The organism is Pseudomonas sp. Y24-6 (genome assembly GCF_020295325.1).
Lineage (GTDB): Bacteria > Pseudomonadota > Gammaproteobacteria > Pseudomonadales > Pseudomonadaceae > Aquipseudomonas > Aquipseudomonas gregormendelii.
Genome location: NZ_JACBXG010000004.1, coordinates 167,860 through 185,370, shown reverse-complemented (window position 1 = coordinate 185,370; position 17,511 = coordinate 167,860). Strand labels below are relative to the sequence as shown.

Genomic DNA, 17,511 nt, shown 5'->3' with positions numbered 1-17,511 from the left:
CCGCCGCTGCGGCAAAACGTCCCGGTGATTGCCTATCTTACCTTTAGCCACTCCAAGACAAAGCAGGCCACCGGGATTAGAATGTCCCGCATTCTCTTCTGGTGACAGCGATATGACTGATCAGCGCAAAGGCAGCGATGCCGAACCCACCACTCACTTCGGTTTCAAAAACGTTCCGGAAAGCCAAAAAGCGGAAAAAGTCGCTGAGGTTTTCCACTCGGTAGCCGCCAAGTACGACCTGATGAACGACCTCCTGTCGGGCGGCATGCACCGGTTGTGGAAGCGTTTTGCGATCGAACTGTCGGGTGTTCGCACCGGTAACCGGGTGCTGGACATCGCTGGCGGCACCGGCGACCTGACCAAAAAATTCTCGCACCTGGTAGGCCCTACCGGCCAGGTCGTGTTGGCCGACATCAACGAATCCATGCTCAAGGTCGGTCGTGACCGCCTGCTGGACCTCGGTGTTGCCGGCAACGTCGAATTCGTCCAGGCCGATGCGGAAAAGCTGCCCTTCCCGGACAACCATTTTGATTGCGTGACCATCGCCTTCGGCCTGCGCAACGTGACGCACAAGGAAGACGCCCTGCGTTCGATGCTGCGCGTACTCAAGCCGGGTGGCCGCCTGCTGGTGCTGGAATTCTCCAAACCGACCAACGCGCTGATGTCCAAAGCCTACGACGCCTACTCGTTCGCCTTCATGCCGTTGATGGGCAAGCTGATCACCAACGACTCGGAAAGCTATCGCTACCTGGCCGAATCGATCCGCATGCACCCGAACCAGGAAACCCTGAAGTCGATGATGGTCGAGGCCGGTTTCGACCGCGTGACCTATCACAACATGACCGCAGGTATCGTTGCCCTGCACCGCGGCATCAAACCCTGATGTTGCTGGCCGGCCTGCTCGCCAGCGTTGAGCTCGGTCTTAACCGGGTGCTGCGCCTCGACAGCACGGCCTTGCCGCGCCTGGCGCATTTGAGTGGCAGAGTGATCGCCGTCGATTGCCGCAGCCCGGCATTCCAGCTGTTCATCCTGCCCAGCGACGAAGGCCTGATGCTCGCCTCCCAGTGGGAGACCGGCGCCGACTGCACCTTGCGTGCCCCGGCCTCAAGCCTGCTGAAACTGGCCATGAGCAAGGACAAGACGGCCGTGCTGCACGGCCCGGAAGTCGAGCTCGACGGCGACAGCGGCGTGCTGCTGGAACTGGCGGCGATCCTCCAGGACCTCGAGCTGGACTGGGAGTACGAACTCTCGCGCTGGCTGGGACCTGTGGCAACACAACTGGTCGGCGGTCATTTGCGCAGTCGCGCGCGCTGGTACCAGCAAGGATTTGTCAGCCTCGGCCAAAACCTGGGCGAATACCTGGCCGAAGAATCGCGCACCCTCGTCGGTCAGCGCGAAGCCGAAGCCCGTTTCAGTGAACTGGACCAGATCAAACTTGATCTGGAACGTCTCGAGGCGCGTTTCGAGCGCCTTTCCCGATCCCTCGACCCAAGCGATAACGCATGAAGCTGCTTGCCGTCCGCCGTTTGTTGCGCATCCAGCGCGTTGTGATTCGCTACCGTCTCGATGACCTGCTGTTCGCCCTGCCGCTGCCATGGTTCCTGCTGGCGCTGCGGTATGCATTGCCGTGGCGCTGGTTCCCGCGCAAAACGCTTGAGCTGAGCCGCGGCGCCCGACTGCGCCTGGCCCTGCAGGACCTGGGACCAATCTTCATCAAGTTCGGGCAGATCCTGTCCACCCGCCGCGACCTGCTGCCGGAAGACATCGCCGATGAATTGATGCTGCTGCAGGACCGTGTCCCGCCGTTCGATTCGCAAGTGTCGATCAAGCTAATTGAAGAGCAGCTGGGCAAGAAGATCAGCGAAGTGTTCAGCCGATTCGACGTCCAACCACTCGCTTCGGCTTCGGTGGCGCAGGTGCATGCCGCGCAGCTCAAGACCGGTGAAGAAGTCGTGGTCAAGGTGATCCGCCCGGGCCTCAAGCCGATCATCGCCCAGGACCTGGCATGGCTGTTCATCCTGGCTCGCGCGGCAGAAAAGCTCTCGGCCGATGCGCGCCTGCTGCATCCGGTGGACGTGGTCCAGGACTACGAGAAAACCATCTACGACGAACTCGACCTGCTGCGCGAAGCCGCCAACGCCAGCCAGCTCAAGCGCAACTTCGAAGGCTCGCCACTGCTCTACGTGCCGCAAGTCTATTGGGATTGGTGCCGGCCCAAAGTGCTGGTGATGGAGCGCATCTACGGGGTTCAGGTGACCGACCTCGCGACCCTGGCCGACCAGCGCACCGACATGAAGATGCTCGCCGAACGCGGCGTCGAAATCTTCTTTACCCAGGTGTTCCGTGACAGCTTTTTCCATGCCGACATGCACCCGGGCAACATCTTCGTCAGCACCGTCAACCCGTGGAGCCCGCAGTACATTGCGATCGACTGCGGCATCGTTGGCAGCCTGACCCCGGAAGACCAGGACTATCTGGCCCGCAACCTGTTCGCTTTCTTCAAACGCGACTATCGGCGAGTGGCCCAGCTGCATATCGATTCGGGCTGGGTACCGGCGGAAACCAAACTCAACGAATTCGAAGCGGCGATCCGCACAGTATGCGAACCGATCTTCGAAAAACCGTTAAAAGATATTTCATTCGGCCAGGTGCTGATGCGCCTGTTCCAGACCGCTCGACGCTTCAACATGGAAGTACAGCCGCAGCTTGTCCTGTTGCAGAAAACCCTGCTGAACATCGAAGGCCTGGGCCGCCAGCTGTACCCGGACCTCGATCTGTGGAACACCGCGCAACCGTTCCTCGAACGCTGGATGCGCGAGCGCGTCAGCCCCAAAGCCTTGCTGGGCAACGTGCAGAGCCAGTTTGAACAGCTACCGCACCTGGCCAACATGGCCCGCGACCTGCTCGAACGCATGTCCCAGCCTCACGCCTACGACCCGCCGCCACCCTGGCACCGGCGACGTGACGACTGGTTCCTGCGCCTGCTCGGCACCGCTCACCTGGCGGGCGGCGCGGTACTCGCGATCGGCGGCCCGCTGAACGACCTGGCCTATTGGCCAGCCGGAATCATGATGGCGGTCGGTTTGTATCTGGTCGTTCGCCGATAGCCAGTTGTGTGATCCGCTGGCACACTGTTTCAACGTTGGACTCCGCTAATGAAGTGCGGAGCCCGCTGTCGGAGTCGAAGATGAAAAACTGGCTGGACGAAATCAAGTGGGACGCCGATGGCCTGGTGCCCGCGATTGCCCAGGATCACAAGACCGGGCGCGTCCTGATGATGGCCTGGATGAACCGTGAAGCGCTGCAGCTGACTGCCGCAGAGAATCGTGCCATCTACTGGTCACGTTCCCGAGGCAAGCTGTGGCGCAAGGGTGAGGAGTCCGGGCATGTGCAGACCCTGCATGAGATGCGCCTGGACTGTGACGCCGACGTGATCATTCTGATGGTCGAGCAGATCGGCGACATCGCCTGCCATACCGGCCGCCAGAGCTGCTTCTATCGAGTCTTCGAGAACGGCGACTGGAAAACCGTCGACCCGGTACTTAAAGACCCGCACGCCATTTACTCCGCAGGACACACCCATGAGTGACACCCTGACCCGCCTGGCCGAAGTGCTGGAAGAGCGCAAAGGCGCCGCTGCCGACAGCTCGTATGTTGCCAGCCTGTACCACAAGGGCCTGAACAAGATTCTGGAAAAAGTTGGCGAAGAATCCGTCGAAACCATCATTGCCGCCAAGGACGCTGCCATCAGCGGCGACTGCAGCGATGTGATCTACGAAACTGCTGACTTGTGGTTCCACAGCATGGTCATGCTCGCCCAACTGGGGCAGCATCCACAGGCTGTACTCGATGAACTCGACCGTCGCTTCGGTCTGTCCGGACACGTCGAGAAAGCCTCGCGCCCGTCCGCCTGAACAACTATTAGAGAGGAGCAGCAACATGGGCATTTTTGACTGGAAACACTGGGTCGTCATCCTGGTCGTTGTCGTGCTGGTATTCGGCACCAAGAAACTGAAAAACCTCGGCACCGACGTCGGCGAATCGATCAAGGGCTTCCGCAAAGCCATGAACGATGACGAAAAGCCCGCTGATCCAAGCGTGACCCCGGCGCAACCGGTACCACCTGTGCAGCCACAGGCCACCCCGGTCAACCCGCCGCACACCATCGACGTGCAGGCACAAAAAGTCGAAGAGCCGATTCGCAAAGACGTGTGAGCACTGACTAATGTTTGGTATCAGCTTCTCTGAACTGCTGCTCGTCGGCCTCGTCGCCCTGCTGGTGCTGGGCCCCGAACGCCTGCCGGGTGCTGCGCGCACTGCCGGCCTGTGGGTCGGTCGTCTGAAGCGCAGCTTCAACGCGATCAAACAGGAAGTTGAACGTGAAATCGGTGCCGACGAAATTCGCCGGCAGCTGCACAACGAGCATATCCTGTCCCTGGAGCAGGAGGCGCGGAAGATCTTCACGCCGACCCAGCAGGAGCCGACTCCGGTGCAGCCTGTCGCGGAGCCGACCCTTCATGCCCCGGCGCCTAACGTCGAGCCGACTGCCGGTCCTGAACCTGAGCCTGTCGCTGCTCCTGCGGCGCAGCCTCTGGCCGAATCTGCAACACCTGCGGCTGCGCCTGTTGCGTCTGCCCCTCATGTCCCAACACTGCCGCCGCGAGCCCCATGAGCGATCTTCCTGAAAATGACCAGCACATGCCGCTGGTTTCGCACCTCACCGAGTTGCGCACCCGCCTGCTGCGCTGCGTAGCGGCGATCTTCATCGTCTTCGCCGGGTTGTTCGCCTTCACCCAGCAAATCTATACCTTCGTCTCCACGCCGCTGCGCCAGTATTTGCCGGAAGGCGCGACAATGATCGCCACCGATGTGTCGTCGCCCTTCCTGACGCCACTGAAGCTGACGATGATGGTTTCGCTGTTCCTGGCGATTCCGGTGATCCTGCATCAGATCTGGGGCTTCATCGCACCAGGCCTGTACAAGCACGAGAAGCGCATCGCCGTGCCACTGCTGATGTCCAGCATCCTGCTGTTCTATACCGGCATGGCGTTCGCCTACTACCTGGTGTTCCCGTTGATCTTCAAATTCTTCGCTGCCGCTACGCCGGCCGGTGTGGAAATGATGACCGACATCACCAGCTACCTCGATTTCGTCATGACGCTGTTCTTCGCCTTCGGCGTGGCGTTCGAAATCCCGGTGGCCGTGGTATTGCTGGTGTGGATCGGCGTGGTTGACGTCAAGTACCTGAAGAAAATCCGCCCGTACGTGATCATTGGCTGCTTCGTGGTCGGCATGATCTTGACCCCGCCGGACATTTTCTCGCAGACCCTGCTGGCCGTACCGATGTGGCTGCTGTTTGAAATCGGCATCCTGTTCGGCAGCCTGATCAGCAAGCGTGGCGAGCACCCGGACGACCAGCCGGCTGACGACTCCAACGACCAGCCGCCAGCGACCCAGCCGTGAACCTGCTGCTTCTCGAAGAGGCCGATTTCATTGCGGCCGATCGGGTGATCCTGCGTGATCGCCGCCTGACCCACATGCAGGAAGTCCACCGTTCGCAAGTCGGTGACAGCCTGCGGGTCGGCAGGATTGGCGGTCTGATGGGGTCTGCCGAGCTGCTGCGCCTGGACACCACAGAAGCCGAATTGCGCGTCACCCTTGATCAGCCCCCTCCGAGCAAGCTGCCGCTGACCATGGTATTGGCCCTGCCACGCCCGAAAATGCTGCGCCGGGTGTTTCAGACCGTTGCGGCCATGGGCGTGCCGCGAATCATCCTGGTGAACAGCTATCGCGTCGAGAAGAGCTTCTGGCAAACGCCGTTCCTGGAACCAGACGCCATTCGCGAACAATTGATCCTCGGCCTTGAACAGGCCAGGGACAGCGTGTTGCCGGAAATTATTATCGAGAAGCGCTTCAAGCCGTTCGTCGAAGACCGGCTTCCCGCGATCACCGAAGGGACTCTGGGCCTGGTCGGCCATCCGGGCAACTACCCACCCTGCCCTCGCGGCCTGAACGAGCCGGTGACCCTGGCCATCGGTCCGGAAGGCGGCTGGATCCCCTACGAGATCGACCTGCTGGCCAAAGCCGGGCTGCAACCGGTACAACTGGGCGAGCGCATCCTGCGGGTCGAAACGGCCGTCACCGCCCTGCTGGCCCGACTCTTCTAGACAACGTGAATCCCCCGTAGGAGCTGCCGCAGGCTGCGATCTTTTGATCCTGGCGTTTGTAAGGCCGCCAAAAGATCAAGATCAAAAGATCGCAGCCTTCGGCAGCTCCTACAGGTTCCGCAGAAGCTGCCGATACAACTCTCATAAAACCTACGTGTGGTTCGAGGGAGTTGCAGCATGTACCAATCGCTAGCCGATAAACTGGGGAACGTCAGCGTCAATCGCAAACTGGGAGTCGGTTTCGGATTGGTGTTGCTGCTGACCTGCCTGATCACCTTCACTGGCTGGACGGGCCTCAGCGGCGTCATGAGCCGGGGCGACAAGCTCGGTTTCATCTCCGGCCTGATCGAGCTGAGCAAAGACCTGCGCATCGCCCGCCAAGACTACGACATGCATCGCGGCGAACAGGGTCCCGGGACAGTCAACGACTTGCTCGGGCAACTGGAAACCGGCCTGAAAACCGCCCGCTCCCTGATCGAACAGCCTGCCGATGCAGCCATGGTCGACCAGCAACTGGTCGCCGTCGCTGAGTACAAGCGCGCCTTTGCCGACATGACCCAGGCAACCGCTGCTCGTGAAGACGCCCGAAGCAAACTGGGGGTAAACGCTGACAACGCCGTGGCGCAAGTCAGCACGGTCGAAAAATCCATGCTGCAGGGCGAAAGCGTTGCCGACTACAGCCAGGTGATCGAACTGAGCAAGCTGCTCCAGCAAGCGCGCTACCAGGTTCGCGGCTACACCTACAGCGGCAAGGCCGAAGCCCAGCAACCGGCACTGGACGCCATCGACACCACCCTGAAAAACCTCGGCAGCCTCGCGGCGAAACTGCCTGAGCAGCACCTCGCCAACCTGCAACAGGCTACCGAATCGCTGAAGGCTTACCGCGCCGCAGTCAGCCAGTTCCGCGACTCCCAGGTGGCAAACGCTACGGCGCTCACGCGCATGACCGCTCAGGGCGACATCCTGATCGACCTCAGCAAGAAGCTGACGGCCTCGCAGACCATTGTTCGCGACACCGATGCCGCGCACGCCAAGAACTTGTTGCTGCTGGCCACCCTGCTCGCCCTGGCCTTCGGGCTGCTGGCGGCCTGGGCCATTACCCGCCAGATCGTCATACCCCTGAGCCAGACCCTCAAAGTCGCCGAACGCATTGCAGCCGGCGACCTGACCCACAATCTGGTGTCTCGCCGCCAGGACGAACTGGGCCAGTTGCAGCGTGCTATCCAGAGCATGACCCAGGGCTTGCGCGAGTTGATTGGCGGCATCAGTGATGGCGTCACGCAAATCGCCAGCGCCGCCGAGGAGTTATCGGCAGTCACTGAGCAGACCAGCGCCGGTGTCAACAGCCAGAAGGTCGAGACCGATCAGGTGGCAACCGCCATGAACGAGATGACCGCTACCGTGCAAGAAGTCGCACGCAATGCGGAAGAAGCCTCGGAGGCCGCTGTGGCCGCCGACCAGCAGGCCCGTGAAGGGGACAAGGTGGTGGGTGAAGCCATCGCCCAGATCGAGCGCCTGGCGCTCGAAGTAGGCCACTCGACCGAGGCCATGGGCCATCTCAAGCGCGAGAGCGACAAGATCGGCAGCGTGCTCGACGTGATCAAGTCGGTAGCCCAGCAAACCAACCTGCTGGCCCTCAACGCCGCCATCGAAGCCGCCCGTGCCGGTGAAGCAGGCCGCGGTTTTGCCGTGGTTGCCGACGAAGTCCGCAGCCTCGCCCAGCGCACCCAGAAGTCGACCGAAGAAATCGAAGAGCTGATCGTTGGCCTGCAAGCCGGCACCCAGCAGGTAGCGACAATAATGGACAACAGCCGCAGCCTGACCGAAAGCAGCGTCGAACTGACCCGCCGCGCCGGTGGTTCGCTGGAAAGCATTACTCGCACAGTGTCAGCGATCCAGTCGATGAACCAGCAGATCGCCGCGGCGGCCGAGCAACAAAGCGCGGTGGCCGAAGAAATCAATCGCAGCGTGCTGAATGTGCGCGATGTGTCCGAGCAGACCTCGGCCGCCAGTGAAGAGACGGCGGCGTCGAGTGTCGAACTGGCACGGCTCGGTACTCATCTGCAGACGCTGGTGGGGCGGTTCAGGGTCTGAGTTGATGCGAATGCGTCGGTTCACACAGGACCAAGGTGATGCTATCGCGGGCAAGCCCGCTCCCACAGGGTTCAACGGTGTTACGCAGATTGCATGAACACTGAACATACTGTGAGAGCGGGCTTGCCCGCGATGGCGGCCGGATGGCCGCCGCGATCAGAGAACCTGGCGCAGGAACGCCTGTGCCCGAGGATCCTTCGGCGCAGCGAAAAACTCGGCCGGCGAAGCATCTTCCAACAGCTTGCCGTGATCAAAGAACAGCACCCGGTCCGCCACTTCCCGGGCAAAGCCCATTTCATGGGTGACGCAGACCATCGTCATGCCTTCCATGGCCAGGGTCTTCATCACATCCAGCACTTCACCGACCATTTCCGGATCAAGCGCCGAGGTCGGTTCATCGAACAGCATCACCTTCGGTTCCATCGCCAGCGCCCGGGCAATCGCCACGCGCTGTTGCTGACCGCCGGACAGGCGTGATGGAAACTCGTTAGCCTTCTGCGCGATACCGACCTTCTCCAGCAACGCCAGGGCCTTGGCCTCGCGCTCCTTTTTGCCGCGCTTGCGCACGACTTTTTGCGCCAGGCAGAGGTTCTCCAGTACGGTCATGTGCGGGAACAGGTTGAAATGCTGGAACACCATGCCGACTTCACGGCGGTAGGCATTCACGTCGGTTTTCGGGTCGGCCAGCTCCAGGCCGTCGATGCTCACCGAGCCCGAATCGAATTCTTCCAGGCCGTTGAGGCAGCGCAGGAACGTCGACTTGCCGGAGCCGGACGGACCGATCACCACCAGCACTTCACCCCTGGCCACTTGCGTGGTGACGTTATCCACCGCGCGCACCACCTGGCCACGGGTATCGAAGACTTTTACCAGATCGCGGACTTCAATCACTTTGCGCGAGCCTCCGCTCTAGCCGGCTGGCGATTTTCGACAGCGGCAGGTTGATCAACAGGTACAGGCCGGCGACGCAGAACAGGATTTCGAACGGCGAGAACGAGGTAGTGATGACTTCCCGGCCGCTTTTTAGCAATTCGGTAATTGCGATGACCGAGACCAGCGAAGTGTCCTTGACCAGGCTGATGAACTGCCCGGCCAGTGGCGGCAGCACGCGCTTGAATGCCTGCGGCAGGACTACATGACGCATCGACTGGCCAGCGCTCAGCCCCAGAGATCGCGCGGCTTCGTTCTGGCCGCGGGCGATCGACTGCACGCCAGAGCGAATGATTTCCGCGACATAGGCGCCGGTGAACAGCGACAGCGCGGCGATCCCGGCGAATTCCCGGGACAGGTTCATCACGGTGCCGATGAAGAAGTAGAAGATGAAGATCTGCACCAGCAGCGGCGTGCCGCGCACCAACTCGACATAAATGGTCGAGAGATCGCGCAGGGTCGGGTTGCTGGACAGCCGGCACAGGCCGGTTGCCAGGCCAATCAGCAGGCCGAGCACACCCGAGACCACCGACAGCCACAACGTCGTCCACAAGCCCCACAACAGCGGCCCTGCCGCCCAATGGCGAGTCACGCCCACAACATCGCCTTCTGCCACGTCATCGCCCTGGGCGACTTGCAGGCTGTTGTCATCGACGATCAGGTGCTGCTCGTCGCCACCGTCGTTGCGCAGGGTGACTTCAGCCTTGTCACCCTTGCGCACCAGTTCGCTGACGGTGGAAATGTCGGCAGCACGCTGGGACTCTTCGGCGTGGTAGGCGAAGTACTGCGGCACACGGTTCCAGCGCCATTCGTAGGACATCAGCGAGGTGGCGTAATACAAGGCGCCGGCCAGGCCGATCAGCACCAGCACGGTTAAAACGTGCCAGGGCCATTGGGCTTTTCTCTGTTTCATCTGTTTTACAGTTTCCGAATTCTGTGTCGCCTGGAAGGGCCCCATCGCGGGCAAGCCCGCTCCCACAGGGTTTTAGGTGTGCACAAAAAATTTGTGTTCGGCGCTAAACCTGTGGGAGCGGGCTTGCCCGCGATTGGAGCGGCGCGGTCTTACTGACCGAGCCTTATTCCATATCCTTGAGCCAGGCGGTGTCCTTGAACCACTTGTCATGGATGCGATCGTAGGTGCCGTCTTCGTGGATCTGGTGCAGGAAGTTGTTGATGAAGTTGAGGCTGTCGTAATCACCCTTCTTCAGGCCAAAGGCCAGCGGCTCGTAGGTGAACGGCTTGTCGAGGAATACCAGCTTGCCGGCGCCGACCTTGTTCACGGCAACAACGTTGTATGGCGCGTCGTAGATGAAGGCATCGGCCTTGCCGTTGACCACGTCCAGCACAGCTTCCTGCTCGTTGTCGTAGCCGTGGTACTTGGCCTTGGAAATCAGCTTCTTGGCAACCATTTCGCCCGTGGTGCCGAGCTTGGAGGTGATGCGGTAGTCGGCGGTGTTCAGGTCCTTGTAGGACTTGATGGTGCCTTCCAGCTCCTTGCGGATCAGCAGTGTCTGGCCGACGACGATGAAGGGGTCGCTGAAGTTCAGGCGCAGGTTACGCTCCTGGGTCAGGGTCATGCCGCTGCCGATCATGTCGAATTTGTCGGTCATCAGCGCCGGGATGATGCCGTCGTAGCCGGTGGACACCAGCTCCAGCTTGACGCCCATGGCCTTGGTCATGGCTTTGAGGATGTCGACTTCGAAACCGATGATCTCGCCGCGCTTGTTGGTCATTTCGAAGGGCATGTAGGTCGGGTCCATCCCGACTTTCAGCGTGCCGCGCTTGACCGCGTCATCGATGGCACCGGCCTGCGCCGTGCTGACTGCAACCAATGCCGTGACGCCGACCAGCAGCATCGAAAGATACTTCTTCATCATCAAGTCCCCAAAACCATTGCGGTGTGAGGCGCGCAAACAGCAGATTTCCCTGGGGAAACCGACAGATACGAACAGAAAGTTGTCCGGGCGCACCAATTCGGGGACGGATGCTATCTCAGCCTTGAGGGATTTGTTAGACGCAAAAGCAAAAGATCGTCCGACCGCGGACCGAGCCTGCGGCAGTTCCTAAAGGTTATCCAGTAGGAGCTGCCGCAGGCTCGGGCCGCTGTCGGACGATCTTGTAAAAGCAGGCGCTTACTTCAGTAAGCGGCGCTTTGCACTACATCAGGCCAACTGAGGCTGCGCACTCAGCGGTTTAAGCGGCAGCAACGGAGCATGTGGATCGGCTTTCACCGACTTGCGCCACGCTCCCAGCCACTCAGGATGACCTTCGTTCCAGATTTGCTCGTGCAGGCGAGCCAAGGCCACCGGATCACTGAGCAGCTGCACGCGCTCATTGTTGTTCAGGCCATCCGGCCCGACTTTCAATGCGTGCCGCACTCGCTCGATACGCAGCCATTCGATCGGCTCCGCATGACCGTGACGGGAGGTCGCCAGCGAACACGCCAGGGCGTTCTGCTGCGGGTCCACCACCGACCGGACAAAGCCGTCGTTCAGCGCGTGGTAGCGGTTTTCGTGGGTGTACTGGTCAGTCGCCAGCAACGCCTGTGGCGGATTGTATTCCTCAGGGATCAGGAACAGGCTCTCGTCACGGGATTTGAGGCCCAGGCCAACCCGGCTGGAAATCACCGACACCGGAATCGACAGCATCAACGAACCGACGATCGGCACCAGCCACCACAGGAAGCTCGGGTTCAGCCAGATCACCAGCAGCGCCCAGAGGAAGCCCAGCAGCGTTTGCGGACCGTGGCGCTTGACCGCTTCACTCCAAGGCGTCGAGTCATCGTCACGCTGGGGCGAGTTCCAGGTCGCGGCCCAGCCGAGGAACGCGGCGAGCACGAAACGCGTGTGGAAAATCATCCGCACCGGCGCCAGCAGCACGGAGAACAGCATCTCCAGCAGCATCGACAGGGTCACCTTGAACTTGCCACCGAACTCTTTCGCGCCCTTGGCCCAGATCAGGATGATGCTCAGCAGCTTCGGCAGGAACAGCAGCACGATGGTGGTCGAGAACAGCGCGACGGCCTTGTCCGGGTGCCACTGTGGCCACAACGGATACAGCTGTCGCGGCTCCATGAAGTACTGCGGTTCCATTAGCGTGTTGACCGCCAGCAGCGCCGTCGACAGCACGAGGAAGAAGAACCACAACGGGGCCGACAGGTAAGACATCACGCCAGTGAGGAATACCGCGCGGTGAACCGGGTGCATGCCCTTGACCAGGAACAGCCGGAAGTTCATCAGGTTACCGTGGCACCAGCGACGGTCACGCTTGAGTTCGTCCAGCAGGTTCGGCGGCAGTTCTTCGTAGCTGCCTGGCAAATCGTAGGCAATCCATACGCCCCAGCCGGCACGGCGCATCAGCGCAGCTTCGACGAAGTCGTGGGACAGAATCGCACCTGCAAACGCGCCTTTACCCGGCAACGGCGCCAGGGCGCAGTGCTCGATGAACGGCTTCATGCGAATGATCGCGTTGTGGCCCCAATAATGGGATTCGCCCAACTGCCAGAAGTGCAGGCCGGCGGTGAACAGCGGCCCATAGACTCGCGTGGCGAACTGCTGCATGCGTGCATACAGCGTGTCCATGCCCGATGCGCGCGGCGCAGTCTGGATGATCCCGGCGTCCGGGGTGGCTTCCATCAGGCGTACCAGGCTGGTCAGGCATTCGCCGCTCATCACGGAGTCCGCGTCGAGCACCACCATGTACTTGTAGTCACCCCCCCAGCGACGGCAGAAGTCGTCGAGGTTACCGCTCTTGCGCTTGACGCGACGACGGCGGCGGCGATAGAAAATCTTGCCGAAGCCCTTGGCTTCGCGGCAGACGTCGAGCCAGGCCTGTTGCTCGGCGACGCAGATGTCGGCATCGTTACTGTCGCTGAGCACGAAGAAGTCGAAGCGATCGAGGTCACCTGTGGCCGCTACCGATTCGAAGGTCGCCCGCAACCCGGCAAATACCCGCGGCACGTCTTCGTTGCAGATCGGCATCACCAGCGCAGTGCGCGCGTCCTTGGCGATCGGCTCATTACCCGCGCTTTTACCGGAAATACGGTACTTGTCGTGGCCGGTGAGCAGCTCGAGGAAGCCCATCAGCGCCGTCCAGAACCCGGCAGACACCCAGCAGAACAGAATCCCGAACAGAATCAGGATGCTGGTTTGCAGCGCATACGGCAGTACTTGCGTAGCCGTCTGCAGCAGCGGTTGGTGCAGGACTTCGTTGAGATCGACGAACGACCAGCCCTGATACGGCATGATGCCTTTCATGTACCAGCCGGCAACGATGGTCTGGCCGAGCATCAGCACCAGCAGGATGTAGCGACGGATCGAACCGACGGTGCGCCAGCGAGCCGCCGGCAACACGCGTTCATCCTTCGGCGGGGCCGGTGGATTGGTGCGACCGGTCAGCCGGCGCCAGCCACGCACCAGGATATTGGTACGCCATGGCTCCGGCACGACCTTGGTCCGACGGATCGGCGGGGTCGCCTTGAGGCAAACCCGACCGCTGGCGTCGAGCGCCAGCATTTCTGCGTCTTCCAGTTCTTCGGCCGTGCTCAGGGTCAGGCGCTTGCCGACCGAGGCCTGGGCGGCCTCGCTCGGCGCGTCGAACGTCGAAGACGACAGCCGCTGGTGCAGCTCGCTGAAAGACTGGCAGCCCGCGAGTTCCGCGCGCTGCTGGTCGGTCATCGGCAGATGCGCCAGATACTCGGCAAGCGTCTCTGGCTGTACTTGAGAATTACTCATCGGCAGGCAACTGGTAGCTCCAGGTCTCGGTCAGGACTTCTTCAGTCGGCGCCGATTCCGGTGTGGCTGGGGCCGCGTCGGCAGCTGCGGGCTGCTTGGCGTCTTTGTTGTCCTTGTTGGCGGTATCCGCTACTGGCTTGGCATCAGCCTGCTTGGCCTCTGCCAGCTTGGTTTCCTTGTCCGCCTTCTCCTGCTGCTTGGCGGCAACCTTGTCGGCCTTGGCCACGGAGGAGCTGGAAACAGGCAACGAAGTCTTTGCCAGGTCCTCGGGTACGATGTTCTGCACCAGTGCAGCACGCATCTCGGTGGCTTTACCCGGATCCTTGATCTTCATCCGCAGGGTCAGGCGCCAGCCTTTGGTGACAGGGTTGTAACGCACGCTGTTCTCGACCAGTTCGGCGTTGTCACCGACGCTGACCTGGCTGCGAACGTCAGTCTCAGGCGGCAGGGCTGCCAGCGACGGGCCTTCGAAGTCCACCAGGTAGGCAACGCTGCCGTCCGGCTGACGGATCAGGTTGGACTGCTTGACGTCACCGGTGGAACGCAGGGTCTGGCTGACCCATGCGCTATCGGGTGCGTGCAGCGCCGCTTCGTCGATCGTCCAGTGCAGGCGATAGGCGACATCCAGCGGCTGGCCTGGCTCAGGCAGTTTTTCCGGACTCCAGAACGCCACGATGTTGTCGTTGGTTTCATCGGCAGTCGGGATTTCCACCAGGTCGACAGAACCCTTGCCCCAATCGCCTTTTGGCTCGATCCAGGCACTTGGGCGCTTGTCGTAGCGGTCGTCCAGGTCTTCATAGTGGCTGAAGTCGCGACCACGTTGCAGCAGACCAAAACCGCGCGGGTTCTCGACGGCGAAGTTGCTGACGGACAGGTGCTTAGGGTTGTTCAGCGGGCGCCAGATCCACTCGCCGTTGCCGGCGTGGATCGCCAGGCCGCTGGAGTCGTGCAGTTCACGACGGTAGTTGAGCACCTTGGATGGCTGGTTGGCGCCGAACAGGAACATGCTGGTCAGCGGGGCGATGCCCAGCTTGGTGACCTTGTCGCGCAGGAACATCTGCGCCTTGACGTCGACGATGGTATCGCTGCCCGGACGCAGGGTCAGGCGGTAGGCACCGGTCGCACGCGGGGAATCGAGCAGCGCAAAGATCACCAGGTGCTTGTCACCCGGTTTTGGCTGTTGAATCCAGAACTCGGTGAAACGCGGGAATTCTTCGCCGGAAGGCAAAGCGGTATCGATGGCCATGCCACGCGCGGACAAACCATAGGTGTGACCCTTGCCGACGACGCGGAAGTAGCTCGCGCCCAGCATGGTCATGATTTCGTCCTGCTTGTCGGCCTTGTTGATCGGGTACAGCACGCGGAAGCCGGCATAACCCAGCTGCTCAGTGGCCTTGGGATCAAACTTGACGTCGCCGAAATCAAAACGACTTGGGTCGTATTTGATCTCCTCGACCGTATTGGCCGTGATTTCGTTGATTTTCACCGGGGTATCGAAGTGCATGCCCTGGTGATAGAACGACAGCTTGAACGGGGTTTTCTGATCGGCCCATTCGGCTTTTTCGGTGAGGAAACGAATTTTTTGATAGTCCGCGAACTTCATTTCGCGGAATTCGTTCGGCAGATTACTGCGCGGGGCTTCGTATTTCTGCCCGGCCAGCTCTTTTGCCTTGACCGACACATCATCCAGACTGAATGCCCAAAGCTGGCCGGCGCTGAGCAGGCAAAGCAGTGCAGAGCCCGCTACCAGAGCGCTTCGTAGCCGTTTGGCAGACAATTTTGGTGCAATACAGGGACTAACAATCACGAGCAACCCTCGCCGAAAACAGATCAAAAAACCAACGGCCAGCTATCTATATGCCAGGTTGGCGAGCATTGTTCCGACTCCCATGGGGCAAAATGATTCCCCAACAGGTCCAGGACAAGTCTCTACCTAAGTCAAAATGGACCAACGAACGCTGATCCCCGTAGCGCGCGATTATCTAGTAGGCCGCGTTACAACGCATCAGGGGTAACAAAGTATTTATCGCGAAAACCCCCTGTTTCCGCTCGAAATGCGCCTAAAAAGATGTTTCAAGCGCTTTCAGGCCTGTAACAGGAAGGTGACCGGGCCATCATTGACCAGATACACCTGCATATCCGCGCCGAATCTACCTGATGTCACTGTGACATGCATTTGTTTCGCTTTGCCTAATAGATAGTCAAAAAGCTCTTCGCCGAGTGCCGGAGGGGCAGCAGTCGAGAAGCTGGGGCGCAACCCGCTCTTGGTATCAGCGGCCAGGGTGAACTGAGAGACCAGCAGCAACCCACCGCACACATCCACCAAGGACAAGTTCATCTTGCCCTCGGCGTCACTGAACACCCGATAGTTAAGCAGCTTATGCAGAAGTTTGTCGGCGCTGGCCCGCGTATCGTCGGGTTCGACCGCCACCAGCACCAGCAAACCCTGGTCGATTGCACCGACCACTTCACCCTCCACCTCGACTCGCGCGCTGCTCACGCGTTGCAGCAGAGCCTTCATGCTTCTTCAGGCGACAGGTCGAGCATGCGGCGCGCCATCAGATCGGCGGCGCGCACCAGCGCATCGGTAATGCCCGGCTCGGAGGCGGCATGGCCGGCGTCACGAATCACCTGCAGTTCACTGTTCGGCCAGTTCTGGTGCAGTTCCCAGGCGTTATCCAGTGGGCAGATCACGTCGTAGCGGCCATGAACAATCACGCCGGGCAGATGGGCGATCTTGCCCATGTCGCGGATCAGTTGGTTAGGCTCGAGAAAAGCGTTGTTGGTGAAATAATGGCACTCGATCCGGGCGATCGACAAGGCTCGCTGGGGCTCCGAGAAGCGGTCGACGACCAGTGGGTTCGGGCGCAGGGTCGCAGTCCGGCCTTCCCAGGTGGACCAGGCCTTCGCCGCGTGCATCTGGGCAATCTGGTCATTGCCGGTCAGGCGCCGGTGGAACGCGCCGAGCAGATCCTCGCGTTCGTCCAGCGGGATCGGTGCAATGTAATCCTGCCAATAGTCAGGGAATAACCGGCTGGCGCCCGCCTGATAGAACCATTCGATTTCCTGCGGCCGGCAGAGAAAAATCCCGCGCAGGATCAGGCCGTGAACACGTTCCGGATGGGTCTGCGCATAGGCCAGCGCCAGGGTAGAGCCCCATGAGCCACCGAACAGCACCCATTTGTCGATGCCCAGGTGCTTGCGAATTCGCTCCAGGTCGGCGACCAGATCCCAGGTGGTGTTGTTTTCCAGGCTGGCGTGGGGCGTGGAGCGACCACAGCCACGCTGGTCGAAGGTGACAATGCGATACAGGTTCGGGTCGAAGTACCGACGGCTCTGGGCATCACACCCGGCGCCCGGGCCACCGTGGATAAACACCACAGGCAACCCTTGCGGCGAACCGCTTTCGTCGACATACAGCGTGTGGGTTCCATCGACGGCCAGATCGTGCCGGGCGTAGGGTTTGATCTGCGGGTACAAAGTCTGCATTGCGCGCTCCGTAAGGGGTCGAGGTCATCCCTGTGGGGACTTCTATTATTCTGCCGTCTGGCATCATAAACCCGAATTACGTGATTGAGCATGTCCCG

At 60.9% G+C, this 17,511-nt stretch carries 17 protein-coding genes; 10 read left to right on the top strand and 7 right to left on the bottom strand.

The features are described from left to right. The first annotated feature begins 112 nt into the window (after positions 1-112). From ubiE to HYI44_RS09630, 10 genes are all read left to right on the top strand, one after another. Complete coding sequence (gene ubiE, locus HYI44_RS09675; protein ID WP_007948968.1) at positions 113-883, top strand: bifunctional demethylmenaquinone methyltransferase/2-methoxy-6-polyprenyl-1,4-benzoquinol methylase UbiE; 771 nt, start codon at positions 113-115, stop codon at positions 881-883. Then, positions 883-1,506, top strand: coding sequence for an SCP2 domain-containing protein (locus HYI44_RS09670; protein ID WP_122841474.1), 624 nt, complete (start codon positions 883-885; stop codon positions 1,504-1,506). The genes ubiE and HYI44_RS09670 overlap by 1 nt, the downstream gene beginning before the upstream one ends. Next, positions 1,503-3,107 (top strand): ubiquinone biosynthesis regulatory protein kinase UbiB, encoded by a 1,605-nt coding sequence (gene ubiB / locus HYI44_RS09665; protein ID WP_045061959.1) that lies wholly within the window; start codon positions 1,503-1,505, stop codon positions 3,105-3,107. Before HYI44_RS09670 ends, ubiB begins: the two co-directional genes overlap by 4 nt. Positions 3,108-3,187: 80 nt before the next feature. Further along, complete coding sequence (gene hisI / locus HYI44_RS09660; protein WP_007936797.1) at positions 3,188-3,589, top strand: phosphoribosyl-AMP cyclohydrolase; 402 nt, start codon at positions 3,188-3,190, stop codon at positions 3,587-3,589. Further along, positions 3,582-3,914 carry a phosphoribosyl-ATP diphosphatase gene (locus tag HYI44_RS09655; protein WP_007909355.1) on the top strand — a complete coding sequence of 111 codons (333 nt, stop codon included), beginning with the start codon at positions 3,582-3,584 and terminating at the stop codon, positions 3,912-3,914. The genes hisI and HYI44_RS09655 overlap by 8 nt, the downstream gene beginning before the upstream one ends. Positions 3,915-3,939: 25 nt before the next feature. After that, a complete protein-coding gene (locus HYI44_RS09650; RefSeq protein WP_045061961.1) occupies positions 3,940-4,215 on the top strand; it encodes a twin-arginine translocase TatA/TatE family subunit in 276 nt (91 codons plus the stop codon). A 10-nt stretch (positions 4,216-4,225) separates the two neighbouring features. After that, positions 4,226-4,672, top strand: coding sequence for a Sec-independent protein translocase protein TatB (tatB, locus tag HYI44_RS09645; protein ID WP_225569299.1), 447 nt, complete (start codon positions 4,226-4,228; stop codon positions 4,670-4,672). Beyond that, positions 4,669-5,463 (top strand): twin-arginine translocase subunit TatC, encoded by a 795-nt coding sequence (tatC, locus tag HYI44_RS09640; RefSeq protein WP_122841470.1) that lies wholly within the window; start codon positions 4,669-4,671, stop codon positions 5,461-5,463. The genes tatB and tatC overlap by 4 nt, the downstream gene beginning before the upstream one ends. Then, positions 5,460-6,167, top strand: a complete 708-nt coding sequence (locus HYI44_RS09635) for a 16S rRNA (uracil(1498)-N(3))-methyltransferase (protein WP_045061964.1) — start codon at positions 5,460-5,462, stop codon at positions 6,165-6,167. Before tatC ends, HYI44_RS09635 begins: the two co-directional genes overlap by 4 nt. 177 nt (positions 6,168-6,344) lie before the next feature. Then, positions 6,345-8,261 (top strand): methyl-accepting chemotaxis protein, encoded by a 1,917-nt coding sequence (locus HYI44_RS09630; protein WP_225569298.1) that lies wholly within the window; start codon positions 6,345-6,347, stop codon positions 8,259-8,261. 156 nt (positions 8,262-8,417) lie between these two features. On the opposite strand, the gene HYI44_RS09625 is transcribed toward HYI44_RS09630, so the two are convergent. From HYI44_RS09625 to pip, 7 genes are all read right to left on the bottom strand, one after another. After that, positions 8,418-9,152, bottom strand: a complete 735-nt coding sequence (locus tag HYI44_RS09625; RefSeq protein ID WP_122841468.1) for an amino acid ABC transporter ATP-binding protein — start codon at positions 9,150-9,152, stop codon at positions 8,418-8,420. After that, complete coding sequence (locus HYI44_RS09620) at positions 9,145-10,104, bottom strand: amino acid ABC transporter permease (protein ID WP_225569297.1); 960 nt, start codon at positions 10,102-10,104, stop codon at positions 9,145-9,147. Before HYI44_RS09620 ends, HYI44_RS09625 begins: the two co-directional genes overlap by 8 nt. 163 nt (positions 10,105-10,267) lie before the next feature. Further along, the gene (locus tag HYI44_RS09615; protein WP_045062031.1) at positions 10,268-11,065 is read right to left on the bottom strand and encodes a transporter substrate-binding domain-containing protein; all 798 of its coding nucleotides are present in this window, start codon (positions 11,063-11,065) and stop codon (positions 10,268-10,270) included. 288 nt (positions 11,066-11,353) lie between these two features. Continuing rightward, positions 11,354-13,924, bottom strand: a complete 2,571-nt coding sequence (gene mdoH / locus HYI44_RS09610) for a glucans biosynthesis glucosyltransferase MdoH (RefSeq protein ID WP_225569296.1) — start codon at positions 13,922-13,924, stop codon at positions 11,354-11,356. Then, entirely contained in the window at positions 13,917-15,731 is a 1,815-nt protein-coding gene (locus tag HYI44_RS09605) for a glucan biosynthesis protein G (RefSeq protein WP_122841466.1), read from the bottom strand. The genes mdoH and HYI44_RS09605 overlap by 8 nt, the downstream gene beginning before the upstream one ends. Positions 15,732-16,007: 276 nt before the next feature. Beyond that, a complete protein-coding gene (gene dtd, locus HYI44_RS09600; protein WP_225569295.1) occupies positions 16,008-16,445 on the bottom strand; it encodes a D-aminoacyl-tRNA deacylase in 438 nt (145 codons plus the stop codon). Next, positions 16,442-17,413, bottom strand: coding sequence for a prolyl aminopeptidase (gene pip / locus HYI44_RS09595; RefSeq protein WP_045061970.1), 972 nt, complete (start codon positions 17,411-17,413; stop codon positions 16,442-16,444). Before pip ends, dtd begins: the two co-directional genes overlap by 4 nt. Positions 17,414-17,511 lie beyond the last annotated feature (98 nt).